Here is a 26078-nt window from a genome sequence, read left to right on the forward strand (position 1 = left end):
CGCGATCGACGGCGGTCAGAGCGTCGGGACGCCCTCGTGTCCGGACCGCGGCCTGGCGGTCCCGGCGATGCCGGTGACGACCGAGCCGGCGGGTACGTCCTTCGTCACGACCGTGTTCGCGCCGACGACCGAGTCCGCGCCGACCGTGATCGCTCCGATCAACGACGACCCGGCGCCGAGCACCACCCGGTCGCCCACGGTCGGGTGTCGTCGCAGCCCCGGGCCGTGCTCCCCACCGCGCCCGCCGAGCGTGACGCCGTGGAAGACCAGCACGTCGTCGCCGATGACCGCCGTCTCACCGATCACGACGCCCATGCCGTGGTCGATGAAGAAGCGCCGACCGATGCGCGCGCCGGGGTGGATCTCGATGCCGGTGACCGATCGGGCGATCTGCGCGACCACCCGGGCGGCGAAGCGCGAGCCGGGGAGGCCACGCGCGAGCCAGAGCCGGTGCGTGAGCCGGTGGGTCCAGATCGCGTGCAGCCCCGAGTAGACGACCGCGTTCTCCAGGTCGCCCCGGGCGGCGGGGTCACCGCGGCGCGCTGCGGCCAGGTCCTCCCGGACCCGCCACAGCACGCCGCGTCGGACGGCACGCGTCACGCAGTGAGCCCCTCGAACAGCGGCGTGGACAGGTAGCGCTCGCCGGTGTCGCAGACGATCGCGACGACGCGCTTGCCGGCGTTCTCCGGTCGGGCCGCGATCTCGACGGCCGCGTGGACGATCGCGCCGGACGAGATGCCCGACAGGATGCCCTCCTCGGTGCCGAGCGCGCGGGCGACCCGGAGCGCGTCGTCGAGCTCGACGTCGAACACCTCGTCGATGACGTCGCGGTCGAGGACCTCGGGGATGAAGTTGGCACCGATGCCCTGGATCTTGTGCGGGCCGGCCTTCCCCTCGGTCAGCAGCGGGGAGTCCTTCGGCTCGACGGCGACGATCTGCACGCCGGGCACGCGCTCCTTGAGCACCTGCCCGACACCCGTGATGGTGCCGCCGGTGCCGACGCCGGCGACGAAGACGTCGACGTGGCCCTCGGTGTCGCGGAGGATCTCCTCCGCCGTGGTCTTCCGATGGATCGCGGCGTTCGCGGGCGTCTCGAACTGGTGAGCCAGGATCGCGCCGGGGGTCTCGTCGACGATCTGGCCGGCGCGGGCCACAGCGCCCTTCATGCCCTCGGAGCCCGGGGTCAGGACGATCTCGGCGCCGAAGGCTCGGATCAGGGCCCGCCGCTCGACGCTCATCGTCTCGGGCATCGTGATGACGACGCGGTAGCCACGTGCCGCACCGACCAGGGCGAGTGCGATGCCGGTGTTGCCCGACGAGCCCTCGACGATCGTGCCACCGGGGCGCAGTGCACCGGACTCCTCGGCCGCGTCGATGATCGCGACGCCGAGGCGGTCCTTCACGCTGGAGCCGGGGTTGTAGAACTCGAGCTTCGCGAGCACCTCGGCACCGTCGGCCTTCGGCAGGCGGTTGAGCCGGACGAGCGGGGTGTTGCCGAACGCCTGCGAGATGTTGTCGTAGATGGTGCCGGTCATCCGTTGTCGTCCTCCGGGTCGAGTCATCAGGCCGTCGGTGGCGGCGCTGCGGTCCGCTCGCGATCCTAGCGACGGTGCCCGGCGTTCCCCTGTCGATGACGCCCGTTGACGCGGCGGACGCACGCCGCGCCTCCCGGCCGCGTCTCCAGCCGCCGCAGCGCCGACCACGACCGGCAGCCGGCCTCAGCGCAGCGCGCTCCGCGCGAAGCGCTCGTCGGTCGCCTCGAGCACCCGCAGCACGTTCCCTCCGGCGAGCGCCCGCAGGTCGTCGTCGCCCCAGCCGCGGCGGCGGAGCTCCTCGGCGAGCACCGGGTACCGCGACACGTCCCGCAGGTCCGGCGGCAGCACCGGCGTACCGTCGTAGTCGCCGCCGAGCCCGATGTGGCGCACCCCCGCGACCTCGCGGGCGTGGTCGACGTGGTCGGCGACGTCCGCCACGGTGACGAGCGGCGGCTCCCCCTCGGAGCCGGCTTCCTCCCAGTCCGCCCACGCGCGCGAGACGAACTTCGGCACGAACGTGATCATCACCACGCCGCCGTTGCCACCGAGCCGGGTGAGCACGTCGTCGGGGACGTTCCGCGGGTGGTCGTCGACGGCGACGGTCGACGAGTGGCTGAAGACGACCGGCTGCGTCGCGACGTCGAGGGTGTCGCGCATCGTCGCCGGTGCGGTGTGCGACAGGTCGACGAGCATGCCGATCCGCTCCATCTCGGCGACGACCTCGCGTCCGCGGTCGGTCAGGCCCCCGTGCGCCCGGGCGCCGGTGGCCGAGTCGGCCCAGGTCGTGTCGTCGTTGTGCGTCAGCGTCATGTAGCGGACACCCAGCCGGGCGAACGACCGGAGCACCGCGAGGTCGTCGCCGATCGAGTGGCCGCCCTCGGCGCCGAGCAACGAGGCGATGCGTCCGGCGTCGACGGCGGCACGCAGCTCGGCGGCGGTCCGCACGAAGGTCAGGTCGTCCGGGTACCGCGCGACGATCCGGTGCGCGGTGTCGATCTGCTGCAGCGTGGTCCGCACGGGGTCCGGGTCGTCGGACGGCACGAACACCGACCAGAACTGGCCGACCACCCCACCGGCCCGGAGCTTCGGCAGGTCGGTGTGCAGCGTCCCCTGCTCGGTGTCGATGCCCTCGACCCCGGAGTCGTGGGACTCGCGACGCTCCCACGGCAGGTCGTTGTGTCCGTCGATGACCGGGAAGGCGAGGGAGTCGAACGTCATGCCGCCGACGCTACCCTGCAACCGCGGGCTCACTAGGCTCGCGGTGTGCACCCAGTGACGCTCCGCACCGACCGACTCGTGCTCTCCGCTCCGGGTCCCGCCGACGTCGAGGCCGTCGTCGCGTACGCCAACGACCCCGACGTGATCGCCTTCACCCCGGTCCCGGTGCCGTACGGTCACGCCGAGGCGCACCGGTTCCTCGAGCAGGTCGATGCCGGGTGGCGCGACGACACCCGCTACGACTTCGGGATCCGACGGGCCGGGGACCCTCGCCTGCTCGGCACGGTCGGCGTGTTCGGCTTCGTGGACGGAGCCTGCGAGATCGGCTACGCACTGCACCCCGACGGCCGCGGGCAGGGGTTGGTGACCGAGGCCGCCGCTCGGGTCCTGGAGTGGGCGTTCGCAGCCCCGCCGACCGGTCTCGGCCGGGTGCGGGTGCAGTGGCGCGCGCTCGGCACGAACGCGGCCTCGGCCGCGACCGCCCGGCGGATCGGCATGCGGTTCGAGGGCCGGTCCCGCTCCGCCGTCGTGCACCGCGGGGTGCGCCACGACCAGCTGCTCGCCGCCGTGCTGTGGGACGACGACCGGAGCACGCCGACGGACTGGCCGACGCCGTGACGGTCGCCTTCCGCGTCGTCACCGAGATCGCCGCTCCGGTGGAGCGCGTGTTCGCGCTGTCGCTCGACATCGGCGCGCACGAGCGATCGATGGCCGGTACCGACGAACGCGCGGTGGCCGGCACGACGTCCGGCACGATCGGGCTCGGCGAGACCGTCACCTGGCGCGCACGGCACTTCGGGATCATCTGGTCGATGACGAGCAGGATCACCGGCCTGGAGGCTCCTGGTCGCTTCGTCGACGAGCAGGTGCGGGGACCGTTCGCCCTATTCCGGCACGAGCACCGGTTCGAACCGTCGGCCGTCGGCACGCGCATGGTCGACGAGATCGTCTTCCGGGCGCCCCTCGGTCCGCTCGGGTGGTCGGCCGAGCGGCTCGCTCTCGCCCGGTACCTGCCACGGCTGATCGCCGAACGGAACGCATCGCTGCGCGACGAGCTCGAGCGGGGTGACCCGCCGCCGCGGCGCGGCGACGGGCGCCGACACGACCGCGACGACCGCGACGACGATCAGCGGGCGGCGAGTTCCCCGAGCGCGTCGTAGGCCGCGGCGACGGCGTCCACCCGGGCACGCCCCGCCGGTCCGGAGGCCTCGTACACGTCGTTCGCGATCGCTGCGACGACCGCGAAGAGCGCCGCCATCGAGTCGAACGCCGACGGCGAGTCCACCGGACAGAGCACCGCGGTCGCCGCGGGAGCCGCGATCACCGCGGCGGTCGGGTCCCCGAGTACGACCACGTCGGCACCCGTCGCGACGCAGTGCCGGACGAGCCGCTCGGCACCCGCCGCGTGGCGCCGGACGGTGACGAGCACGACGAGGTCCCGCCGGTCGAGGTCGGCGACCTCCTCGCCCAGACGTTGCCCCGGAGCCGGACCGATCCGGACGTCGGGACGCACCTGCGCCAGCTGCGACCGGAGCTGCATGGCGACGGGGTGGGCACCGCGTTCCCCGAAGACGAGCACCCGACGGGCACGGACGATGCGGCGGGCGAGTCGGACGCGGTCCGCCCGCGCGAGCGAGGCAAACGCGGCGTCGAGGTTCCGGGCCTCGACCGCGCGTTGGTCCACGTGCGCCGCGTCCTCGGCCGCCCACGGCAGGCCGCTGCCCCGCGCGGACATGAGTTCCTGCCGGACCTCGGCGGCGTCCTGGAACCCCAGGGAGCGGACGAGGCGCGACACCGTGGCCTTCGAGGTGCCCGACTCGGCCGCGAGCTCCGCGGACGTGCCGACGAGCAGCAGCTCCGGGTCGTGGCGGACCATCGCGGCGACCCGGCGTTCGGCAGGCGACAGCCGGTCCCAGACCGCGTCGACCCGGGCGCGGACGTCGGGCACGGCGCTCACCGCGTCTCCGCCCGGTCGTCGGCGATGCGCTCGACGGCCACGGCCAGGGCGTCGAGGCCGAGTGCGACGTCGTCCTCGGAGACGAACTCGTCGGGGTGGTGGCTGATGCCGTCCGGGTTGCGGAGGAACAGCATCGCGACGTCGGTGACGAGTCCGAGGGACATCGCGTCGTGCCCGGCGCGCGAGAACAGCTCGGCGGGGGCGCTCTCGCCCGTGGCGGCGATCCCGGCACGGACGGCGTCCATCAGCGCCGGGGCGCAGAACACCGCCGGCGCGCGGTGCACCTCGGTCGGCGACACCGTCACCCCCCGGCGGGTCCCGATCTCGTCGAACGCGGCGGTGATCGACTCCCAGACGCGGTCACGGCCCTCGTCGAACTCACCGCGCAGGTCGACGCTGAACCGGGCGAGCCCGGGGACGACGTTGACCGCCCCGGGTTCGACCGACATCGTCCCGACGGTGCCGACGTGCTGCTCGGCGCGGCAGATCCGTTCGACGGCGAGCGCCGCCTCGGCCGCGGCGAGCAGGGCGTCGTGCCGCCGCTCGTACGGCGTGCCGCCCGCGTGCCGGGCCTCGCCGACCGCCTCGACGGAGAACCGCCGGGCACTCGCGATGCTCGTCACGACGCCGAGCGCCTGACCGGCCTGCTCCAGGTACGGGCCCTGCTCGATGTGCGCTTCGAGGTAGCCGACGAGTCGCTCCGGGGGCAGCGCCGCCTCGCCGACGCGGGCGGGGTCGAGCCCGAAGTCGGCGAAGGCCTGCCGGAGCGTGGTGCCGTCACCGTCCTCGAGGTCCCACCAGGCGTCGTCCCACACCCCGGCGACCGCGGAGGACCCGAGCAGGGCCTTGCCGAACCGCGTCCCCTCCTCGTCGGAGAACGCGATGACCTGGAGCGCGAAGGGCAGCGGCCCGGACGCGGCGAGCCGGGCCACGGTGCGGATCGCCATGAGCACCCCGACGACGCCGTCGTAGCGACCGGCGTCGACCACGGTGTCGAGGTGCGACCCGAGCAGCAGCACGGGGCCGTCCGGCGTCGCGCCCTCTACGATGCCGTGCAGGTTGCCGGCGGCGTCCTGCCAGGTGCGGAGGCCGGCGTCCTGCATCCACTCCGCGACCACCGCGTTCACCCGGGCGTGCTCCGGCGACAGGTACACGCGGGTGGTGCGTGCGTCGTCCTGCGAGATCTCGGCGAGGGTGTCGCACCACCGGACGATGGTCGCGGCGTCGGCGATCGCGCGGGCGCTCGCCGTCGGTGCTCCCGGTGCCACGGGTGCCTCGGTCGTCGAGGGTCCGGTCGCCGGCGTCACGCGGGTGCCCCGACGGGTGCGGTGCGATCGGCGTCGACGGCGGGGTCGGCGTGCACGTCGAGGGCGGCGTCGACTCCGGCACCCTGCGGCACCGCGTGGCCGGCGCGGCGCAGGCAGTGCTCGAGCGCGGCGAGGGTCCGCACGACGGTGTCCTTCCGAGCGTTGTAGCCCATCGTCCCGATGCGCCAGACCCGTCCGTGCAGCGGCCCGAAGGACGTGCCGATCTCGATGCCGTGGTCCTCGAGCATCGCGCCGCGGACCTGGTCGCCCACGACGTCGTCCGGGATCTCCACGGCGACGACGTTGTGCATCTTGTGGGCGACGTCGCCGAACACGCGCAGCCCGAGGGCCTCGACCCCGGCGAGCATCGCCCGCCCGGCGGTCGCGTGGCGCTCGATCACGGCCTCGCGCCCCTCCTCGAGCAGGATGCGGGCGCACTCGTTCGCGGCGTAGAGCATCGACGCGGCCTCGGTGTGGTGGTTGAGGCGACGCGGGCCCCAGTAGTCGAGGATCATCGCGAGGTCGAGGTAGTTCGAGCGGATCGGGTCGTCGGACACGACGTCGTCGGCCTCGCGGATGCCGGCCTCGATGCTCCGGCGGCCGTCGAGCACCGACACGGCACGCGGCGACAGGGTGATCGGTGCGCTGCCGGAGGGCCCGCCCAGGCACTTCTGCAGGCCGGCGCTCACGACGTCGATCCCCCAGGCGTCGGTCTCGAGCGGGTTGCCGCCGATGCTCGCCGTCGCGTCGGTGTAGAGCAGCACGCCGTGCCGCTCGCAGATCGCACCGAGCTCGTCGAGCGGCTGGTTCATCGTCGTCGAGGTGTCGCCCTGCACGACCGCCAGGACCTTCGGCCGGACCCGACGCACGGCGTCCTCGATCACCGACGGCGGGAACACCTGCCCCCACTCGGTCTCGATCGTGTGCACCTCGGCACCGGCACGGGTGGCGATCTCGGCGAGCAGGTGCCCGAAGCGTCCGAAGACCGGCACGAGCACGCGGTCGCCCGGGGCGAGCAGGGACACCAGGGCCGCCTCGATGCCCGCGCGGGAGGTGCCGTCGACGAGCACCGTGGCGTCGTTCCGCGTCCCGAAGACCTGGCGGTAGAGCTCTTGCGTCTCGGTCATCGTCGCCGTCATCCACGGGTCGTACTGCCCGACGAGCGGGGTCGACAGCGCGCGGAGCACGCGGGGGTCCGCGTCGATCGGTCCCGGTCCCATGAGGAGTCGGGCGGGCGGGTTCACTGGCTGGGTCATGGTGCCTCCGTTCCGTTCAGGACGATACCGGAACGCTCGTTTCGTGTGTGTTGCGGTGCGGTCGGGCGGTCGACCAGGACCCCCTCGACGGCGGTGACCCCGTGGTCGGCCGTCGCCACGAGCCGTCCGCGGACCCAGGTCTCGGTGACGACGCCGACCGTGTGGAGGCCCGCGTAGGCAGAGACCGGGTTGCGGTGGGCCAGCGCCGACACCTCGACGACGCCCTCGGCCGCAGGGTCGAGGACCGCCAGGTGCGCGACCACCCCGGGCGCGATCCGGCCGCGGTCGGTGAACCCGACGAGCGCCGCCGGCCCCGTCGTGAACCAGGGCAGGACGGCCTCGAGCGGGATCCCGCGACGCACCGCCTCGGTCCACACCGCCCGGAAGCCGACCTGGAGTCCGGCGATGCCGCCCCACGCCGAGCCCCAGTCGTCGGTCTTCAGGTCGGCCGTCGACGGCGAGTGGTCGGACACGACGCAGTCGATCGTGCCGTCGAGCAGCCCCGCCCACAGCGCGTCACGGTTCGCGTCGTCGCGGATCGGCGGGCAGCACTTGAACTCGGTCGCGCCGTCCGGGATCGACCCGGCCTCGAACGCCAGGTAGTGCGGACACGTCTCGACGGTCACCCGGACACCGTCTGCCCTGGCTGCGCGGATCATCGGGAGCACCCCCGCGTCGGACAGGTGGAGCACGTGCACGCGGGCCCCCGTCGCCCGGGCCCCGTCGAGGACCCGCGCGACGGCGGACTGCTCGGCGCTGCCCGGACGGGTGGCGAGGAAGTCGACGTAGTGGCCACCGAGCGACCCGTGCGGCACCAGGTGGTCCGGGTCCTCGGCGTGCACGATGAGCAGCGCGTCGAGCTCGGCGACCTCCTCGATCGCCGCGCGCAGCTGCGCCGGGTCGAGGTGCGGGAACTCGTCGACGCCGCTCGGCGCCGTGAAGCACTTGAAGCCGAAGACCCCGGCGTCGTGCAGCGGGCCGCGCGCCCCGGCGTTCGCGGGGATCGCTCCGCCCCAGAACCCGACGTCGACCGCGACGCGCCCCTCGGCGCTCGCCCGCTTCACCGCGAGGGCGTCGACGTCCACCGTCGCGGGGATCGAGTTCAGCGGCATGTCGATGATCGTGGTCACGCCGCCGAGGGCCGCCGCCCTCGTGGCCGAGGCGAAGCCCTCCCACTCGGTGCGACCGGGTTCGTTGACGTGCACGTGGGTGTCGACGAGTCCCGGCAGCAGCACGTGCTCGTCCGGGACGGTCCGGTCCTCCGTCGCCGGGACCGACGCCGCGAAGGGCAGGACCGCGTCGACCACGCCGTCGCGGACGACCACAGCGGCCGGCTGCAGGACGTCGTCCACCCAGGCCCGCCTCGCGCGGAGCACCAGGTCGGCCTGCACTGCGGCGCTCATGCCGACACCTCCGCGAGCAGGACCGGAGCGGACGCCCGCACGGGGGAGCCGGCCGCCGGCACCGTGAACCCGGACAACAGGCCCGTCACCGGCTTCGGCGGCGGCGGCGCGTACTCGCCGGCCTTGCCCGTCCGCAGCCCGAGTCGGACGAGCGACTCCGCGAGGACCGTGGCGGCGGCCACCCCGTCGACCACCGGCGCACCGATCTCCCGGGAGACCTCGGCGCAGAACTCCGCCATGCCCGCACAGCCGAGCACCACCGCGTCCGCCCCGCCCGCGATCACGGCACGGCACTCCTCGACGACGAGTTCCCGCGCCCCTGACGTCGGGTCGTCCAGCTGCAGCACGGGCACCTCGCACGCCCGGATGTCGGTCACCAGGGAGGCGAACCCGTAGCGCTCGGCGAGCTCCCACGCACGCCCGGTCGTACGGGCCAGCGTCGTGACGACCCCGAACCGGCGACCGAGCATCGCGGCGGCGTGGAAGCCCGCCTCGGCGATCCCGATCACCGGACCGGCGGCGAGCTCCCGCGCGGCGTCGAGTCCCGGGTCGCCGAAGCACGCGACGACGTACGCGTCGACGCCCTGCTGCTCGCCGAGCGCGATCTGCTCGAGGAGCCCGGGAACCGCGAGGGCCTCCTCGTAGTGGCTCTCGATCGAGGCCGGTCCGGTCGTGGGGGTCACCGCCTCGACGACGGTGTCGGGGCCGGCGACGGCGGCCGCGGCGCGGCCGATCGCCGCCGTCATCGACGCGGTGGTGTTGGGGTTGACGACGCGGATGTGCAAGCGGGACCTCTCGGACGGAGTGGGGACAGGAGGGGCGGTGGACCCGGGAGGCGACGGTGCGGCCGGGAGGCGGGTCGCGCCTCCCGGCCGGTGTGGGCGATCGGGTCCTGACGGCGAGTGCCGAGTGGCGGCCGGGTCAGTCGCGTCCGACGGCTGCGCCGTCGTCGACCGTCGGGTCGTCCGCGGCCAGCACCGGCATGCGGGGCGACCGGCGCTCGAGCGCCCAGAAGACGACCAGACCGAGGCCGCAGCCGATGAACCAGCTGTAGTTGCTCAGCCAGGGCAGGACGCCCGTCGCCGGCGGCAGCACCGCGCTCGCGACCGACACGGCACCGGCGACCAACAGGGTCCACATCGCGTTCGGGTTCCAACCGGCGCGGTACCAGTACCGGGCGGTGGGCTCCTTCGTGTACATGTCGTCGACCGCGACCCGCTGCTTCGCGACGAGGTAGTAGCCGGCGATCAGGATCCCGAAGAGCGGGCCGATGAGCGCGCCGAGGATGCCGAGCGTGTACAGGATCGCCTGGTCGTTGCCGTACCAGTTCCACGGGGTCAGCAGGACCGAGCCGACGGCCGCGATCATGCCGCCCGTCCGCCAGCTGATCTTGCGCGGCGCGACGTTCGAGAAGTCGAACGCGGGGCTGATGAAGTTCGCGACGATGTTGATGCCGACCGTCGCGGTGACGAAGGTGAGGCCGCCGAGCAGGATCGCGAACGGCGCGTCGATCGCCTGGACCGTCTCGATCGGGTCGGTGATGAGCTTGCCGAACACCGGCACCGTGGCGCTCGCGCAGAGCACGGTGAGCACCGAGAAGAAGAGGAAGTTGACCGGCAGACCCCAGAAGTTACCGCGCTTGACCGACCGGAACGAGCGGCCGTAGCGGGAGAAGTCGCCGAAGTTCAGCATCGGGCCGGAGAAGTAGCTGACGACGATCGCGACGGCCGAGAGCATGACCGGGATCGAGGCCCCGAACGACATCGGCGCACCCGTGTGCAGGGTGAGCGAGATGTTGCCGATGCCGGCCTTCGCGACCAGGTACGCGGCGAGCGCGATCATGACGACGTAGACGGCCGGACCGGCGAAGTCGATGAAGCGGCGGATCGCCTCCATGCCCATCGAGAACAGCGCGGCCTGGGCGACCCAGAGGATGCCGTAGGAGATCCAGCCGAGCGCGGAGAGCCCGAGGAAGGAGTGGTCCAGGAGCGCCGCGGAGCCGGGGACGAACTTGAGGAACACGATGTTGAGCGACTGCGCGGCGAGGAAGGTCTGCACGCCGTACCAGGCCGTCGCGATGAGGCCGCGGATGACGGCGGGGACGTTCGCCCCGATGACGCCGAACACCGCGCGGTTGATGACGGGGTACGGCACGCCGGTGCGCTGCGACGGCTTCGCCACGAGGTTGGCGAAGACCTGCACGATGAGGATGCCGACGACGAGGGCGACGAGCACCTGCCAGCTCGCGATACCGAGCGCGAAGAGCGACCCAGCGGTGACGTAGCCGCCGACCGAGTGCACGTCGGACATCCAGAACGCGAAGATGTTGTAGCTCGTCCAGCGCTGCTCGCGCAGGGGTGCGAGGTCCTCGTTGGTGAGCGCCGGGTCGTACCCGGGCTTGACGACTCCGGCGCCGGCGGCTGCCGACGAGGTCGTGCGGGGGGCGTGGGGCGCGGCGACCGGGGTCGCGATCTCTGTGACCAAGGCGTCCTCCGTGGGAGTGGGCGGCGGGGGTCCCCGCTCGTGGACGACGCTATGGAGGCTGTTCGCGCCGCCCGTTTCCCTCGTGTAACGGTCGTGTGACGCGACCGACTGGCTGGAACGGACGTTCCGGTTCGGAGCAGCCGGCCGTCAGTGCCAGGTGCTGACTGCGACCTCGAGCACCTTGAGGATCGTGATGACGATCGGTCTGATGACCCAGGTCCAGCACCACCGGAAGGGCTGCGGCAGCCACATCGGCTGCTCGTACCGCCGCCGCTTCGCCGTGCGTTCCGCTCGTGTCAGCGGTCGTGCTCTCCTGCGTCGCGGGACCGCGTCGGAGGACGTCACACGGGTCATCGGCGGCCGGGGAGCCGCAGGTCCCGCCAGGTGAAGCCGCCCCGGGGCGGGAGCGCCGCCCGGATGTGCTCGTCGTCGAAACGGGCCGTCGGGGCGAGGTCCGCCGGGAGCTCACCGGCCGGCTGCGTCGCCTCGGTGACCCCCTCGGCGAGCATCCGCACCTGCGCCTTCGCGACGAGCGGCACACGCATGGTCCACTCGGTGACCTGTCCGAGCACCCGGTGCGCCCACACCGGTGCCGGGAACACCCGCACCGGCCGGCCCACCACACGAGCGACCCGACGGACCGCCTCGCTGAGCAGTAGCGCCTCACCGCCACGGACCGCCACCGTCCGGCGGGACAGACGCCCCTCGAGCGCGCCGACGAGCACGTCCACGAGCTCGGCGACGGGGATCGGGCTGATCGTCTTCTCGCGGAACCCCACGGACGCGAACAGCGGCACGGTCTGCACGGTGTGGCTGAGGTGGTCGACGAGGTGGTCCCCGTGCCCGTAGATCATGCCCGCCTTGAGCACCGTGTAGTCGAGCCCGGACGACCGGACCATCTCCTCGGCTGCCCACTTCGTCTCGTGGTACGGCGAGCCGGTGCCCGGCCGAGCCCGCAGGAAGCTCAGGAGCACGACCCGCTGCACCCCGGCCCGGTGGGCCGCCTCGAGCACGGCGGCGGTGCCGCGGACGTGCACCCGCTCGAACGACTGGTCGCCGATCTCGCGGTTGATGCCGGCGCAGTGGGCGACCGCGTCGACCCCCGCGAACGCCTCGCTGAGGGCGTCGACGTCGTCGATCTCGACACCGGTCCGACGCGACACCACCACGACGTCGTCAGCTGCGTACCGTTCCGCGAGGTGTCGTCCCACGAATCCGGTCCCGCCGGTGATCGCTACCCGCATGTCTGTCCCTCCGCCCGGGGCGGCGCGCCCCTGCGCTCACTCTAGGGAGTCTCGTCACACCCCGTCGGCGGGTGTCGAACGGGCGGGACGTCGGACTGGAGGCGCGTGACAAACGGGCGCTGCGCCCGCGGTCCGGAGCACGACGAGCGGCTCCCCCGCGTCACTCCGGTTGGAGGTGGACACCTCAGTCCTCGCCGAGCTCCCCCGGGACGGGCAGACCGAGCAGGGTGATGAGCTTCAGCAGGGTCTCCTCGGCGAAGTCGTCGACGGGATCCTCGACGACCGCTTCGGCGAGGAGCGGCCGGATCGCGGCTGCTGCCACCGAGCTCCCCGTCACTGCTGCGGCCCACCTCGCCAGCCCTTCGGCCTGCTCGTCCAGGTCGACGTCGTCGCTCTCGTCCGGGTCGTCGAAGTAGTCGCGCGGTTGGAACCCGAGGTAGACCAGCCCTCCGGCGGACGGTCCGGGCTCGTACGCCACGGTGACCAGGTCGCTGTCGTGGACGGACGCGGAGAAGAAGGGCTCGGGGAGGGTGCCCGGGACAGCGATCTCCTCCTCGTCGACGCTCCACCGCTGATCGGCGAACGTGAACGTGGCGAACATGCCCATGCGGGACCGTCCTTCGGATCGTCGAGGTGACGCCGGCCCGGGGAGAGCGGCGTGCGTGCAGTGTAGGGCTTGCGCGGATCTGCACAGCGCCGGCCCGGCGCGTGACCGGCGCCGACAGGGCGTGCAGTTCGAAGCCGAACGCCGTCCGAGAAGTCATCGCCGGCAGGGCGGACAGACGGGCCAGTCCGTGCGTGGCGCTCCGGGTACTCTTCCGTCGTGCAGCCACCCGCGGAGGAACCGCTCGTCTGGAAGGTGGCGCGAGCGCCCCGGGAACGCGGGGAGCCGAACCCCTGGCCGACGATCGCGGCGCTCGCGGTCGGTCTCGCTGCGACGGTCGGCGTCGTCTGGTTCGCGCTCTCCTGGCCCGTGGTCATCGGCGGCGTGCTGGGCTGGGCGCGCTGGATGCTCGTCCTGGTGCAGGGAGGTCTGTGGCTGTCAGCGGCCGCTCTGTGCGTGTGGCAGTGGAAGCATCGCCGGAGTGGCCTGTGGGTCGCACTCACGGCGGGCGTCGTCGCCAGCGTCTTCTTCGTCGTCGCGACGTTCTTGCTCGTTGCGTCCCTTCCCTGTCCGTCGTTGTGCTGAAGACGACACCCTCTCCGGCAGCGTCCTCGCGCATGCGCGTGCCATGATCAGCGGGTGATCGTCCTGGGACCTCCCGCGGTGCGCTTCGGTTCGGCTGCCGTCGGAGTCGCCGTCGGCCTGTTCGCGAGCGTTGCGGCCGACGCGGCGGCGGACGGCGGAGAGCCGCTGTTCCTGCCGGCCCTGATCCTGCTCGTCGGTGTCGGGACCGGCGGCTGGCTCGCCGGTCGGGCGTTGCGGCTCGGTGTCGTCGTCCTCGCCGACCACTTCCTCGTTCGCGGCCTGCTCTGGTCCCGCCGGATCCCGTACTCCGCCATCACCACGATGCCCGATGCAGGAGACGTCACAGTGATGCCGTACATCGGTTGGTGGCACCGAGGTCGACACTGGATCTCACCCGTCACGGCCTTCTGGGTCTCCCCGGGTCCCCTGGCAGGCCCGGCGCAACGCTCGGCTGCGACGTCCGTGCGCCTGCTCGACCAGTACCGGATCGACCGGGTACGGCGCTCGAGCTGAGCTCGGACCTGCCCGCACTGGCGCGCTCGGAGCATCCTCGGTACTGCTGCTCAGTGGCAGGATGCCCTCATGCCGACCGTGAGTGCGCTCCTCGTCATCGACCCGCAGCGAGGCGTCGTGCGGGACTGCTTCGATGCCGACGGTGTGCTCACGCGGACCGCCCGCCTCGTCGATCGTGCACGAGCGAGCGGTGTACCGGTGGTCTGGGAGCAGGACCACGGCGACTTCGCCGAGGGGTCTCCGGACTGGGAGCTCGCAGCACCCTTGGAGCGCCGGCCGGACGAGCCGCTCGTGAAGAAGGAGTACCGGGACGCGTTCTCGGACACCGTCCTCCTCGCGATCCTGGAGCGCTCGGGGGTGCAGCACCTCATCGTCGCCGGCGCGCAGAGCGACTACTGCGTCCGGACGACGACCCAGGCCGCAGCGGTCCGCGGGTTCGACGCGACACTGGTGTCCGAGGCGCACACGACGACGGACGGGGAGCAGATCGTCGCGCACACGAACATGTACTTCGGCGGCCTCCGGTACCCCGGCCGGCACTTCGCCGCCGAGCCGCACGACCGAGTGGACTTTGCATCCGCAGCCTGACCGCTCGGGTGCGTCGACAGCTCACACTCCGACCACAGCATCACCGCGGATGAGCGCGATCGCGGACTCGCCGAACTGTCTCGGTCGTTGCACCTCCGTCGCTCGATCCGCCGCGAGGCGCGGCGTGGTCAGGCCGGGATACGCTGCGTCCATGACCGAGGTCCGCGCCCTCACCCTCGTCGGCGGCATCGTCGCGGCAACAGGTGGCCTCATCTGCGGGATCGCGGTCATCGCGACCTTCGCGGCCGGGTTCGATGGTGGAGCGAACATCGGCGCTGGCATCCTGCTCCTGCTCGGTGTGCCCTTGGCCATCGTGGGCGGAGCCGTGCTGCTCGTCGCCGCGGTCGGCTCGCTCGCTCGCCGTCGACGTCGTCCCTCCGACGCGCGGTGATGCCTGAGGCACCACCGTGGAAGCCGTCCCGGTGCAGCCGCTCGCTGGTCCGCTCGTCGCGCCGACCCTCATCGTCCGACCCGTCGTGCACAGGAGCGTCAGGTCGTCTCGGAGTCGGCCGGACGCGGCCCTGGAGACCTGTCTCCAGGAGCGTCAGGTCGTCTCGGAGTCGGCCGGACGCGGCCCTGGAGACCTGTCTCGGTAGCCGGTCGACCGCCGGTACGCGCTTCGACGTGAGGCCGGTGTCCGACGCGCACGCGACGGCGGACGCAGAGCACCGTGCAGTGGCTCAGTCTCCCGGCATCTCCAACTCACCGCCCCACCCGTCGTACGAGCCACGGTTCCGCTCGACGACCTCGAAGACCTCCCTGACGAAGCGGTCGGGCTCGGACGCATCGAGTCGAGATCTGCAGGTCGTCGGTGGTCTGTGCCGTGCGGCCGCGAACTTCACCGAACGGATCGACCGCGAGTACTTTCTGTACCGCACGAGCCAGCGACCTCTGGTCGTCGGACACGTAGAGATGGGCGAGGATCGCGCGGACGCACTCGTCCGGCGATCGGGCCGCAACCTCGTGCAGCTGTGGGCGGCCGCGCAGGGCGTCGGCAGCTGTGGCGCGTACGACGTCGACGTCGTCGGCGAGGAGGTGCTCGATCGTCCAGTCATCAGCTGCAGCATTCTCGGCGACAGCGACGCGCACCGATCTCGACTCGTGCTCGGCGAGGGCACGCAGGGTCGCGGGCTCGAGCGATGACTCTGCCAGGAGCCTCGATGCACGAAGAGTTGGCACGACCACGATCATGTCAGCAGGCGTCACCGTGGAGTTCGCGCCCCGACGCTGACGCACTGCCGGTCACGGTGTCACGTGCTGCGGACGTACTGGTAGCCGTTCCTGGCCATGGGGCGGTGCAGCCGGACGTGCGTCGCGGTCCAGCGCTCGCCACGGTAGCGCAACGCACCAGGTGCGGTGCCCCGGACGGTGAGGGTGACGTCTGCGTGGCCGGGGTCCTGCAGCACGAGGGTGCGCAGCACCCCTGAGGGATCCAGCGTGACGTGCTCGGAGGCCTCGGCGTCGGCCCCCTCCTCTCGCTGCAGCGACTGGTCGTGCAGGCCGCACCGGTCCGATGCGCGGCGCGGGTTCACAGCGCGCGGAGTTGCTCGTCGGGCACGAACCGGATGCGCTCTGCCGCGCGGGTGACGTCTTGCGCCCGGGCCAACTGTGCGTCCCTCGCCAGCTGCGCGTCGTCGCGCGACTGCCGCGCCTCCGCCAGGGCGTCACTGCTGATCTGGTGGACCAGGTTCGCGAGCGCGGTCGCGAGCCCCCGCTCCAGCTGGTCGAGGTTGGTGTGTCCGATCACCAGACGCCGGTCGTGGACGGCGAGGGTGACGTCGGGGTACCCGGAGCGTTCGAGTGTCCTGTGGCTCGTCGACGCTTCGAGTGCTGCGATCTCGTTCGGGCTCGGTCGCCGGTTGAACACGGCCGGGACGTCGTAGAAGTGCTCGGCGTGCGGAGTGCCGAGGGTGGTCGGGAGACCTGATGTCACGACGCTCGTGAGGGCGAGGTGCTGGTCAGCGGAGATGGGTCGGCCGGTCATGATGACTGCTTCCGTCGGCGGTGATGACCGCCGTGTCGCCTGCAGCACTGCCGACGTCACGGTCGGGACCGCCTCACCACAGCATGGCCCCCTCGGTTGTGGAACAGGTGATCGCGGGCGCGATCCGCGAAACCCGCGCGACGCCGACGTCCCGCGTTCGTCGTGTGCCGCGAACACGGTGTGTCCGCATCGTGCGGCTCCGGAGCCCCCACGGGGCGGCAGGACGTACAGTTCTCGTTGGTCAGCAATGTCCCGGAGCCCCGGAGCAGCCGCTGGCTGGTCAGGAATCTCTTGCAGCACCTCCTCTACGGGTTCACCTCCGTCCTCGTCGCTGACACCGTCGCGACTGTCGTCCTCGAGTACGCGACAGCGTTGAACCAGCTCCGACTCAGTGACCTCGTCACCGTCCCGACCACGGACCAGAGTGGCTTCCCGTCGACCGTCCGACTGCTCCTGGCGCCGGGCATCGCACTCATGGCGGAGCCCGCCCCGGAGGATGCCCTGGAACACGAGCACCGTGGGATGGTCGCCGAACTCAGGGCGCGGATCGTCGCAGTGTACGCCGCCGGCATCGTGCCCCCGGTCCGGGCGCCCTGAGCGCACTGGACCACGTCGGCGGAGCACCGCACGGCCGGCAGGCGCGGCACGCGGAGCAGCATGATCAGCCGCGAGCACGAGCCCCTCTGGCGATCCGACCGCATCGCCGATCAGAGCGCGTGCGTCCCGAGCAACGCCCCCGCGACGTACGTGGCCGCGAGCGCGAGCGCCCCACCCACGACGACCCGCAGCGCCGCTCGGCCCCGACGGGCACCACCGAGCACGGCCCCCGTGGTGCCCGTCAGCGCGAGCGCCACGAGCGACGCCGTCACGGTGACGGCGACACGAGCGGACTCCGGCGCGAGCAGCATCGCGATGAAGGGCAGGAGCGCACCGACGGTGAACGTCGCCGCCGACACCCACGCCGCCCGCCAGGGGCTGACGACCTCGTCCTCGGCGTCCCGGAGCGCGGCCTCTGCCCGACGCCGGCGGACCTCGGGGCGCGCGAGTTCCCGTGCGACGGCGTCCGCGACCGACTCCTCGACCCCCAGCGACCGGTAGTGCGCAGCGAGCGCCGGAGCGTCCTCGGCGTCGGCCTCGAGCTTCGCCTGCTCCGCGGCCTGTCCGGTGCGCTGCGCGTCACGGGCCCCGCTGACGGAGATGTACTCGCCGAGGGCCATCGAGATCGCACCACCGACGAGCGCCGCGGTCCCGGCCGCCACGATCGGCCCCGTGCCCGCTCCGGCACCGGCGACGCCGACGAGCACGGCGGCGACGGACACGATGCCGTCGTTCGCGCCGAGCAGTCCGGCGCGGAGCCAGTTGAGCCGGGCGGCGCTTGCGGCGTCGTCGTGCTCGGCGGTGGGGAGCGAGAGGTCCGATGCAGTCGACATGACGGCAATGGAACCACTCCCGCGCCGATCGCGCCAGCAAGGTGAGGCAAGCCTGATCAGGGGTTTCGTGGTGAGGTGAGCCTCACCTCACCCGCCGACGCCCGCCTGCCAGACGTGGGTCGGGCGGCCGCTCAGCGCGTGCGGGAACGCCTCGCCGACCGGTCGGAACCCGGCGCTCGCGTAGAGCGCGAGGGCGGGGGCATTGTCGTCCAGCGCGTGCAGCTCGCACCGGTCGTGGCCGGCGGCCGCGGCGGCGTCCACCGCTGCAGCGAGCAGCCGGCGTCCGAGGCCGTGACCCTGCGCGGCGGGCGCGACCGCGAGCAGGCTGAGGTACGCGGCGTCGCTCGGCGTCCCGCCGGACCCGGGTGCGGTGACGAGGGCGAACCCGAGCGGGCCGGCTGCGCCGTCCTCGGCGACGACGAGCGCCACCCGCTCCGCAGCGAACTTGTCGTCCGCACGTGCACGCACCGCGTCGGACGCCGGGACGCCGTCACGATCCGCGACGGCGTCGACCCAGAGCGCGACGCACGCCGCCGCGGTCGACTCGTCGTCCGCGGTGCGCACGACGAAGGACGACCCGATCACCGGACCACCCTACGTCGCACGCCCCGGCGGTCGGTCAGGCGGTCGCCCGTGCGCCGACGCGGTACTGCGCGCCGCGGTGCTCGTCGGGCAGGCGGTCGCCGCGGCCGTGCAGCTTGTGGCGGAGCGACCCCTCGACGTACTCCTCCGGGTAGGCACCGCGGGCGCGGAGCTCGGGCACGACGAACTCGATGACGTCCTCCCACGTGCCGGGGGTCACCGCGTAGGCGAGGTTGAACCCGTCGACGTCGGTCTGCTCCTGGATGTCGATGAGCTGCTGCGCGATCGTCGACCCGGAGCCGACCGCGACCGGACCGAGCCCGCCGATCGCGGTGTGCTCGGCGATGTCGCGGACCGTCCAGTTCGAGCCGTCCTCCCCCGTCGCCGCGGACAGGTTCGCGGCGGCCGACTGGATCGCGTTCGACTCGATGTTGCCGAGCGGCTCGTCCAGGTCGTACTGCGACAGGTCCACACCCATCCAGCCGGAGTTGAGCACGAGCGCCCCCCTCCGCCGAGGCGTACGACAGGTAGTCGCGGTACTTGGCCTGCGCTGCCTCGTCGGTCTCGTCGGTGATGACGGTGAGCAGCGTGTAGACGCGGGCCGCGTACCGGTCGCGACCAGCTGCCTCCAGGGCGTCCCGGATCTTGCCGACGGTCGCCGCGAGCTGCGGGATCGTCGGCGCGCCGACGAACACGGCCTCGGCGTTCTCGGCGGCGAAGCGGATCCCGCGCGGCGAGGCGCCCGCCTGGTAGACGACGGGGCTGCGCTGGACCGAGGGCTCGGACAGGTGGATGCCGGGGACGTCGAAGTGCTGGCCGTGGTGCTCGATCGGGTGCACCTTCGCCGGGTCCGTGAAGACACCGGTCTCGCGGTCCTCGACGACGGCGTCGTCCTCCCACGAGCCCTCCCACAGCTTGTACAGCACCTCGAGGTACTCGTCGGCGACGTCGTACCGGTCGTCGTGCGAGAGCTGGTCGGTCTGGCCCATGTTCCGCGCGGCGCTCGGCAGGTACCCGGTGACGACGTTCCAGCCGATGCGGCCCTTCGTCAGGTGGTCGAGCGTCGAGATGCGACGGGCGAACGGGTACGGGTGCTCGTAGGCGGTGCCCGCGGTGATGCCGAACCCGAGGTGCTCGGTGACGGAGGCCATCGCGGAGACGAGCAGGATCGGGTCGTTCACCGGCACCTGCGACCCGGTGCGGAGCGCCGCCTCGTTCGTCCCGCCGTAGACGTCGTACGTCCCGAGGACGTCGGCGATGAAGATGCCGTCGAACCGCCCGCGCTCGAGCAGCTGCGCCAGGTCCGTCCAGTACGACAGCTGGTTGTAGTGCCGCGAGCGGTCTCGGGGGTGGCGCCACAGTCCGGAGGACTGGTGCGCCACGCAGTTCATGTCGAACGCGTTGAACCGGATCTGCCGCTGCTTCGGGTCGCTCACGGTCGCGACGCTACGTGGCGACGGCGTCCTGGTCACGCACCGTGACGAAGCGTGACACGCGACCGTGTGCCGGACGGGAGGCGCGGGACCGGCCCGTCCCGCGCCTCCCGTCCGGTGTCCGCTCGTGTCAGCGGGCCGCGCTGCCCGCTCAGTGGGCTGCGCTGGCCTCGCGCGCCGCGGCCTCCGCCGCCACCCACGCGAGCATCCCGCACTTCACGCGCATGACGAACTTCGAGACGCCGTGGAACGCGACGAGGTCCTCGAGGACGTCCTCGTCGGGCTCCCCCGCGCCGCGTGAGCGCATCATGTCCCGGAACGCCGACGTGAGCTCGAGCAGCTCGGGCACGGTCCGGCCGACGGCCATGTCGGTCAGCACCGACGCGGACGCCATCGAGATCGAGCAACCGTCGCCCTGCCACCCGATCGCGGCGATGCGGTCGGTGCCGGGCTCGAGGCGGAGGCTGACGGTGATCTCGTCACCGCAGGTCGGGTTCCGCTCGAAGTGCGACGCGTCGGCGCCGTCGAGCACGAGGTCGCCGTGCCGGGCCTTCGCGTGGTCGAGGATGACCTGCTGGTAGAGCGAGTCGAGGCCGTTCACGAAGCCGCTCCGAAGTAGCCGCGGACCTCGCCGACGGCCGTCAGGAAGCGATCGACGTCCTGCTCGGTCGTGTACACGTAGGTGCTCGCGCGGCTGGTGGCGACGAGACGGAGCCGACGGTGCAGCGGCTGGGCGCAGTGGTGCCCCGAGCGGACGGCGATGCCCTGCGCGTCGAGGTACTGCGAGACGTCGTGGGCGTGCACCCCGTCGACGTCGAACGACACGAGCCCCGAGCGCGGAACGCCCGCGGGCGGGCCCACGACACGGATGCCCGGCACCGCGGCGAGGCCGTCGAGCATGCGCTGTGCGAGGTGCTCCTCGTGGGCGCGGACCCGCTCCATGCCGATGCCCTGCAGGTACCGGACCGCCTCGGCGAGCGCGACTGCCTGGGACACCGGCTGCGTGCCGGCCTCGAACCGCTCGGGCGCCGACATGTACTCGGAGCCCTCCATCGTCACCGTGGTGATCATCGATCCGCCGGTGCGGAACGGCGGCAGGGCGTCGAGGAGCTCCCCACGACCCCAGAGGACGCCGATGCCGTTCGGCCCGAGCATCTTGTGCCCGGAGAACGCGGCGAAGTCCACGCCGAGCTCCCGCACGTCCAGGGGTCGGTGCGGTGCGGACTGGCACGCGTCGAGGACGACGAGGGCACCGTGCGCACGGGCGGCCGCGACCACGGCGGCGACGGGCGCGATCATGCCCGTGACGTTCGAGACGTGCGCGAAGGCGACGACCTTCGTCTGCTCGGTGATGCGCGCGACGGCGTCGTCAGCGGTCCAGGTGCCGTCGTCGGCGACCGGGACCCAGCGGAGCGTCGCGCCGGTGAGCGCGGCGAGCTCCTGCCACGGCACGAGGTTCGCGTGGTGCTCGGCCTCGGTCACGAGGACCTCGTCGCCGGGACCGATGCGGAAGCGCTCCGCCGCCGCTCCCCCGCGTCCGCGGCTCGCGTTGGCGATGCCGTACGCGACGAGGTTCAGCGCGTCGGTGGCGTTCGCGGTCCAGACGACCTCGGACGGCGTCGCGGCGCCGATGAACCCGGCGACCGTGGCACGGGCGTCCTCGTAGGCGTCGGTGCTCAGTGCCGCCAGCGTGTGCGCGCCGCGGTGGACAGCGGCGTTGTCGTGCTCGAGGAAGCGTCGCTCGGCGTCGAGCACCTGGCGCGGCCGCTCGGCCGTCGCTCCGGAGTCGAGGTACGCGAGCGGTTGCCCGTTCACCTCCTGCTGGAGGATCGGGAAGTCCCGCTTGATCGCGGCGACCTCGCACTCGGTCAGCGGCTGGTTCGGGGCGAGCACGGTCACCACACAATCGTGGTCCGTCGCGCCCGCCGCGTCCAATCGCCCTCAGCGGACAGGCGGACGGATCGCACCCGAGCCCGCGCGGCCTGGCCGCTACTCGTTGCCGATGCGCTTGTCGGCGGCGTCGCGGGCGTTGTCGATCTTGTCGTCGTACTTGCCGCCGGTGGCCTTCTTCACCGCATCGGCCACCCCACCGAGGACCTTGTCGCTGACGTCCTCGGCCTTCTCGCTCTTCAGGGCGTCCTGGACCTTGCCGTCCTTCAGGAACTCCTGCGCCTTCTTCGTGATGTCGTCGAACCCCGCCATGGACGGCTCCTCACCTCGTGCGGGGCCCGTCGCCCCGACCTGCCGCCGATGGTAGGCGTGCGCACTGCTCGTGTCCGCGCCGACCGAGCGGAGCGCAGACCGTCCGGGCGCTGCGCCGCAGACCCGAAGGGCGCTGCGCCTCAGACCATCTGGGCGCTGCGCCGCCGCGCGAGCACGTAGGAGACCGCGACCGATCCGGTGATCGCCAGCAGCGACGGGATGAGGATGTCCGTGCCCTCCTGCGTGAACTCGACGACGAGCACGAGCGCGGTGAACGGCGCGCGCATGGTGGTCGCCAGGAAGGCCGCGGCGCCGACGAACGCGAAGGCTGCGAGGCTCGACCCGTCGGCCGGCCAGAGCAGCACCCACAGGCCGCCGAGGGCACCCCCGACCGCGGACCCGATGGCGATCGAGGGCGTCAGCGTGCCGCCGACCGCACCGGCCCCGATCGTCGCCGAGGTGGTGATGGTCCGGATGATGCCGAGGAGCAGCAGGAACACGATCGGCGACAGACCCGCGAACGTCGGCGCCTCGGTCGTGGCGTTCATCGCGACGAGTCCGAGGGCGCGACCGTTGCCGAGGATCTCCGGGAACGGCACGGCGATGAGCCCGACCATGGCGAACACGACCGGCAGCACCACGAGCAGATGCCACCCCTTCGGCGCCATCCCCTGCAAGCGGTTCGTGAGCTTGACGAACCCGACTCCGGCGAACCCGAGCAACGGCCCGACGATGATCGCCCACACCAGCAGCGACGGCGACAGGTGCATCGCGGGCACGTGGTAGAGCACCTCGTCCGGGATCACGATCCGGGCGGTGAACGCGGCGATCGCGCTCGTGGCGAAGGCCGGCAGCGCGGTGGCGAACGTCAGCTCGCCGAGCAGGACCTCGACCGCGAAGAGCGCTCCGCCGAGCGGGACGTCGTACACCGCGGCCAGGCCGGCAGCCGCTCCGCAGGCCACCAGGATCCGCGTCTCACGACCGGTCAGACCGGCACGCGCGGTGACGAGCTGGGACAGCCAGGCACCGATCTCGCGCGGCGCGACCTCCTTCCCGATGGACGCACCGAGCCCGACCGCGAGGATCTGCACCGCGGCGTTCGCGACCGTGGCGAACGCCGGCATCCGCTTGCCGTCGACGGCACCGGTCACCGACACGACGGGCTTCGCCCACCGTCGGAGCGCCCACCACGCGACGCCCGTCAGGACACCGGCCGCGGCGAGCGCGAGGAAGCGGTTCAGCCCGGACGGCGCGTCCGCGGCCTCGCGGTGCCCGCCGAACGGGTAGCCGAAGGCGACGAACTGGATGGCCTGCAGGGCGAGCCACACCGCGATGCCCGCGACCCCGCCGGCGATGCCGACGAGTGCGGTGATGACGGCGAGCTTGAGGGCCCAGACCGGCGTGGTCGTGCGTGTCGCGGTTCCGGTCTGCGGCATGACGGGAAGCCTAGCGGCGATCGGGACCGGTACACGGACCGCGGACCTGACCTGTGGACGGACGGGAGGCCCGTGGCGGCGTCGCCCCGGGCCTCCCGTCCGTCTCCTGGTCGCGTCCCGGTCAGACGGCCGTCACACGGAAGGGGACCACCCGGTCCGACGGCAGGAGCGGCGGCTGCAGGCCGACCTGCTCGAGCACGCGGCCGCTGAAGACGCGGTCACCGGACCACCACTCGGGCGCGCGGACGTCGTGACCGTCCCCGACCAGGACGGGGTCGACGCGGTACCGGGTGTCCGGGTCGAGGTCGCGGAAGACGACGCGCCCGACGCCGGAGACCTCGGACCGGCCGGTGCTCGCGACGAAGAAGGCGGCCTCGCGGCGGTCCTCGGCGACGACGCCGTAGACCAGGCGCGTCGGGTCGACCTCGTCGACGCGGACGAGCAGCCCGCCGTGCAGCAGTGCGCGCCACTCCTTGTGCAGCGCGATCCACGACGCGAGCGTGCGCTCCTCGTCCTCGGTCGCCTGCGCGAGGTCCCACTCGATCCCGAAGTGCCCGATCAGGGCGGTCCCGGCGCGGAACGCCACGTCGTGGAAGCGACCCGTCGTGTGGTTGACGCCGCTCGCGACGTGCGCGCCGAGGAGCTCCGGCGGCAGGAGCTGCTGCGTCCACCGGTGCATCTGCTGGCGCTCGGAGGGGTCGATGTCGTCGGACACCCACACGCGGTCGGTGTGCTCGATCACCGCGAGGTCGACGCGGGCACCGCCGGACGAGCACGACTCGATCTCGAGCGCCGGGAAGCGTTCCTTGAGCGTCGACATCAGCCGGTACGTCGCCAGGGTCTGCTCGTGCACGGCGGCACCACCACCCGGGTGCCCGGCCTCGACCAGGTCGCGGTTGTGGTCCCACTTGACGTAGTCGACGCCGTACTCCCCGATGATCGCCGTCATTCGTTCGAGCACGTGGGCGTACGCCTCGGGGATCGCGAGGTTGAGCACCTGCTGGTCGCGGGAGCGCACCGGGAATCGACCGTCGGCCTGCATGATCCACTCCGGGTGTGCCCGTGCCAGGTCACTGTCCTCGTTGACCATCTCGGGCTCGAACCACAGGCCGAACTCCATGCCGAGGGCACGGACGCGGTCGACGATCGGCCCGAGACCGTCCGGCCAGACGTCCTCGTCGACGTACCAGTCGCCGAGGCCCGCGTGGTCGTCGCGGCGCCCGCGGAACCAGCCGTCGTCGAGGACGTAGCGCTCGACCCCGAGACGGGCGGCGCGCTCGGCCAGGTCGGTGAGGCGGGCGAGGTCGTGGTCGAAGTAGACGGCCTCCCACACGTTGATCGTCACCGGCCGCGGGCTCGTCGGGTGCTGCGGGCGGCTCCGGAGCCACCCGTGGAAGCGGCGGGCCTGGTCGTCGAGACCGGCTCCCCAGGCACCGTAGACCCACGGACCCTCGTAGGTCTCGCCGGTGTCGAGCCGGACCTCGCCGGGCAGCAGGAGCTCACCGCCGCCGACGACCTGGCGTCCGGTGGCCAGACGTTCGGCGAAGTGCCGGTGGTTGCCGCTCCACGCCGTGTGCACGCCCCAGACCTCGCCACGGGCGAAGCCGAAGCCGGGCTCCCCCACGCTGAGGACCGTGGCGGCGTCCGCGCCCGTCCGGCCCTTGCGGCTGTCGCGCTCGTGAGTGCCGACGACGAGTTCGCGGCGCTGCGGGGTGCGCTCCTTGCCCCAGCGGCCGGCGAAGTCGAGCACCTCGCGGGCGCGGGACGGCACCGGGAGCGCGACGGTCAGGTCGTCGACCGTGTAGGTGCCGGCGGCGGTGTTCGTCACGGCTGCGCGGGTGCGGACCAGGCCCGAGACGAGCAGCTCGAGCGTGATCCGGACGGCGAGACCGGCGGTCGTGTCCTCGGCCTCGGCGGTCAGCCGGGTGTCGTCGACGTGCAGGGCCGTGACGGTGAACGCCGGGGACCAGTCGCGGCCGTCGCGGTGGCCGGAGAGTCCGGGGCGACCGGTCCACCCGCGGTGGGGCTCGGGCAGCAGGGCGAGGCGGACCGGCACGTCGGGCTCGTTGTTCGCGACCGGGGCGACGTCGGCGTCGGCGAGGGCGACGAGCTCGTCCTGGCCGAGCGTGCCGAGGGCAGCACCCCAGTGGACGACGGCGGGCAGCGCGCCGTCGCGGCAGTCGAGCACGACGGACACCCCACCGGCGGTCAGGTGGACGAGGTCGTTCGTGGTGGTGGGCATCGTTGCTCCGGTCGGCGTCGTCGACGCCTGCGCGTCGTGGGCAGGACGAGCCTGGCTGCCGCGGTGCGTCCCACG

At 72.6% G+C, this 26078-nt stretch carries 28 protein-coding genes and 1 pseudogene; 8 read left to right on the forward strand and 21 right to left on the reverse strand.

Annotated elements, in window-relative coordinates; translation table 11 throughout:
• Positions 1 to 15: 15 nt before the first annotated feature.
• From epsC to LCG91_RS11590, 3 genes are all read right to left on the reverse strand, one after another.
• Complete coding sequence (gene epsC / locus LCG91_RS11580) at positions 16 to 600, reverse strand: serine O-acetyltransferase EpsC (protein ID WP_224441447.1); 585 nt, start codon at positions 598 to 600, stop codon at positions 16 to 18.
• Positions 597 to 1535 (reverse strand): cysteine synthase A, encoded by a 939-nt coding sequence (gene cysK, locus LCG91_RS11585; protein ID WP_224441448.1) that lies wholly within the window; start codon positions 1533 to 1535, stop codon positions 597 to 599. The genes epsC and cysK overlap by 4 nt, the downstream gene beginning before the upstream one ends.
• Positions 1536 to 1718: 183 nt before the next feature.
• Positions 1719 to 2753: a dipeptidase gene (locus LCG91_RS11590; protein ID WP_224441449.1), complete on the reverse strand. Its 1035-nt coding sequence runs from the start codon at positions 2751 to 2753 to the stop codon at positions 1719 to 1721.
• 45 nt (positions 2754 to 2798) lie between these two features.
• On the opposite strand from LCG91_RS11590, the gene LCG91_RS11595 reads away from it, so the two are divergent.
• Together LCG91_RS11595 and LCG91_RS11600 are read left to right on the forward strand one after the other, a co-directional pair.
• Positions 2799 to 3371: a GNAT family N-acetyltransferase gene (locus LCG91_RS11595; RefSeq protein ID WP_082687333.1), complete on the forward strand. Its 573-nt coding sequence runs from the start codon at positions 2799 to 2801 to the stop codon at positions 3369 to 3371.
• Positions 3326 to 3913 (forward strand): SRPBCC family protein, encoded by a 588-nt coding sequence (locus LCG91_RS11600; RefSeq protein WP_318010434.1) that lies wholly within the window; start codon positions 3326 to 3328, stop codon positions 3911 to 3913. Before LCG91_RS11595 ends, LCG91_RS11600 begins: the two co-directional genes overlap by 46 nt.
• Here LCG91_RS11600 and LCG91_RS11605 read toward each other — a convergent pair.
• The 8 genes from LCG91_RS11605 to LCG91_RS11640 form a co-directional block, all read right to left on the reverse strand.
• Positions 3880 to 4710 carry a MurR/RpiR family transcriptional regulator gene (locus tag LCG91_RS11605; RefSeq protein WP_137767865.1) on the reverse strand — a complete coding sequence of 277 codons (831 nt, stop codon included), beginning with the start codon at positions 4708 to 4710 and terminating at the stop codon, positions 3880 to 3882. The genes LCG91_RS11600 and LCG91_RS11605 overlap by 34 nt on opposite strands.
• Positions 4707 to 5978 carry an allantoate amidohydrolase gene (locus LCG91_RS11610; RefSeq protein ID WP_224441450.1) on the reverse strand — a complete coding sequence of 424 codons (1272 nt, stop codon included), beginning with the start codon at positions 5976 to 5978 and terminating at the stop codon, positions 4707 to 4709. Before LCG91_RS11610 ends, LCG91_RS11605 begins: the two co-directional genes overlap by 4 nt.
• A 35-nt stretch (positions 5979 to 6013) precedes the next feature.
• Positions 6014 to 7273: a pyridoxal-phosphate-dependent aminotransferase family protein gene (locus tag LCG91_RS11615; protein ID WP_058748499.1), complete on the reverse strand. Its 1260-nt coding sequence runs from the start codon at positions 7271 to 7273 to the stop codon at positions 6014 to 6016.
• Positions 7270 to 8676, reverse strand: a complete 1407-nt coding sequence (gene allB, locus LCG91_RS11620; protein WP_224441451.1) for an allantoinase AllB — start codon at positions 8674 to 8676, stop codon at positions 7270 to 7272. The genes LCG91_RS11615 and allB overlap by 4 nt, the downstream gene beginning before the upstream one ends.
• Positions 8673 to 9461 (reverse strand): aspartate/glutamate racemase family protein, encoded by a 789-nt coding sequence (locus tag LCG91_RS11625; protein ID WP_224441452.1) that lies wholly within the window; start codon positions 9459 to 9461, stop codon positions 8673 to 8675. Before LCG91_RS11625 ends, allB begins: the two co-directional genes overlap by 4 nt.
• A gap of 136 nt (positions 9462 to 9597) precedes the next feature.
• A complete protein-coding gene (locus LCG91_RS11630) occupies positions 9598 to 11160 on the reverse strand; it encodes an NCS1 family nucleobase:cation symporter-1 (protein ID WP_224441453.1) in 1563 nt (520 codons plus the stop codon).
• Between the two features lie 350 nt (positions 11161 to 11510).
• A complete protein-coding gene (locus tag LCG91_RS11635) occupies positions 11511 to 12404 on the reverse strand; it encodes an SDR family oxidoreductase (protein ID WP_224441454.1) in 894 nt (297 codons plus the stop codon).
• A 184-nt stretch (positions 12405 to 12588) separates the two neighbouring features.
• A complete protein-coding gene (locus tag LCG91_RS11640; RefSeq protein WP_224441455.1) occupies positions 12589 to 13011 on the reverse strand; it encodes a hypothetical protein in 423 nt (140 codons plus the stop codon).
• A 216-nt stretch (positions 13012 to 13227) separates the two neighbouring features.
• On the opposite strand from LCG91_RS11640, the gene LCG91_RS11645 reads away from it, so the two are divergent.
• The 5 genes from LCG91_RS11645 to LCG91_RS11665 all read left to right on the forward strand — a co-directional run bounded on the left by LCG91_RS11645 (position 13228) and on the right by LCG91_RS11665 (position 15837).
• On the forward strand, positions 13228 to 13593 hold the full coding sequence (locus tag LCG91_RS11645; protein ID WP_224441456.1) for a hypothetical protein: 366 nt from the start codon (positions 13228 to 13230) through the stop codon (positions 13591 to 13593).
• A 54-nt stretch (positions 13594 to 13647) separates the two neighbouring features.
• Positions 13648 to 14106, forward strand: a complete 459-nt coding sequence (locus LCG91_RS11650) for a hypothetical protein (protein ID WP_224441457.1) — start codon at positions 13648 to 13650, stop codon at positions 14104 to 14106.
• Positions 14107 to 14175: 69 nt separating this feature from the next.
• A complete protein-coding gene (locus LCG91_RS11655) occupies positions 14176 to 14694 on the forward strand; it encodes an isochorismatase family protein (RefSeq protein ID WP_224441458.1) in 519 nt (172 codons plus the stop codon).
• Between the two features lie 151 nt (positions 14695 to 14845).
• Entirely contained in the window at positions 14846 to 15085 is a 240-nt protein-coding gene (locus tag LCG91_RS11660; RefSeq protein ID WP_224441459.1) for a hypothetical protein, read from the forward strand.
• 284 nt (positions 15086 to 15369) lie between these two features.
• On the forward strand, positions 15370 to 15837 hold the full coding sequence (locus LCG91_RS11665) for a hypothetical protein (protein ID WP_224441460.1): 468 nt from the start codon (positions 15370 to 15372) through the stop codon (positions 15835 to 15837).
• 107 nt (positions 15838 to 15944) lie between these two features.
• On the opposite strand, the gene LCG91_RS11670 is transcribed toward LCG91_RS11665, so the two are convergent.
• Both LCG91_RS11670 and LCG91_RS11675 read right to left on the reverse strand, forming a co-directional pair.
• Positions 15945 to 16115: a hypothetical protein gene (locus tag LCG91_RS11670; RefSeq protein WP_161968374.1), complete on the reverse strand. Its 171-nt coding sequence runs from the start codon at positions 16113 to 16115 to the stop codon at positions 15945 to 15947.
• A gap of 107 nt (positions 16116 to 16222) precedes the next feature.
• A complete protein-coding gene (locus LCG91_RS11675; RefSeq protein WP_058729074.1) occupies positions 16223 to 16678 on the reverse strand; it encodes a hypothetical protein in 456 nt (151 codons plus the stop codon).
• A gap of 291 nt (positions 16679 to 16969) precedes the next feature.
• Between LCG91_RS11675 and LCG91_RS11680 the strand changes: the two genes are divergently transcribed.
• Complete coding sequence (locus tag LCG91_RS11680; RefSeq protein WP_058748487.1) at positions 16970 to 17275, forward strand: hypothetical protein; 306 nt, start codon at positions 16970 to 16972, stop codon at positions 17273 to 17275.
• A 110-nt stretch (positions 17276 to 17385) separates the two neighbouring features.
• Here LCG91_RS11680 and LCG91_RS11685 read toward each other — a convergent pair whose 3' ends face one another.
• The 8 genes and pseudogenes from LCG91_RS11685 to LCG91_RS11720 form a co-directional block, all read right to left on the reverse strand.
• Entirely contained in the window at positions 17386 to 18108 is a 723-nt protein-coding gene (locus LCG91_RS11685) for a VIT1/CCC1 transporter family protein (RefSeq protein WP_058748486.1), read from the reverse strand.
• Between the two features lie 87 nt (positions 18109 to 18195).
• A complete protein-coding gene (locus LCG91_RS11690) occupies positions 18196 to 18693 on the reverse strand; it encodes a GNAT family N-acetyltransferase (RefSeq protein WP_058748485.1) in 498 nt (165 codons plus the stop codon).
• Between the two features lie 34 nt (positions 18694 to 18727).
• Positions 18728 to 20081: pseudogene (locus LCG91_RS11695) on the reverse strand (LLM class flavin-dependent oxidoreductase).
• A gap of 193 nt (positions 20082 to 20274) precedes the next feature.
• A complete protein-coding gene (sufU, locus tag LCG91_RS11700; protein ID WP_058729069.1) occupies positions 20275 to 20724 on the reverse strand; it encodes a Fe-S cluster assembly sulfur transfer protein SufU in 450 nt (149 codons plus the stop codon).
• A complete protein-coding gene (locus LCG91_RS11705; RefSeq protein WP_411955841.1) occupies positions 20721 to 22016 on the reverse strand; it encodes a SufS family cysteine desulfurase in 1296 nt (431 codons plus the stop codon). Before LCG91_RS11705 ends, sufU begins: the two co-directional genes overlap by 4 nt.
• A gap of 96 nt (positions 22017 to 22112) precedes the next feature.
• Positions 22113 to 22325: an antitoxin gene (locus LCG91_RS11710; RefSeq protein ID WP_058729068.1), complete on the reverse strand. Its 213-nt coding sequence runs from the start codon at positions 22323 to 22325 to the stop codon at positions 22113 to 22115.
• 140 nt (positions 22326 to 22465) lie between these two features.
• Positions 22466 to 23761, reverse strand: a complete 1296-nt coding sequence (locus LCG91_RS11715) for a chloride channel protein (RefSeq protein ID WP_224441462.1) — start codon at positions 23759 to 23761, stop codon at positions 22466 to 22468.
• Between the two features lie 121 nt (positions 23762 to 23882).
• Positions 23883 to 26003, reverse strand: coding sequence for an alpha-galactosidase (locus tag LCG91_RS11720; RefSeq protein ID WP_224441463.1), 2121 nt, complete (start codon positions 26001 to 26003; stop codon positions 23883 to 23885).
• Positions 26004 to 26078 lie beyond the last annotated feature (75 nt).

Origin of the sequence: Curtobacterium sp. TXMA1 (assembly GCF_020162095.1) — a bacterium.
Taxonomy (GTDB): Bacteria; Actinomycetota; Actinomycetes; order Actinomycetales; family Microbacteriaceae; genus Curtobacterium.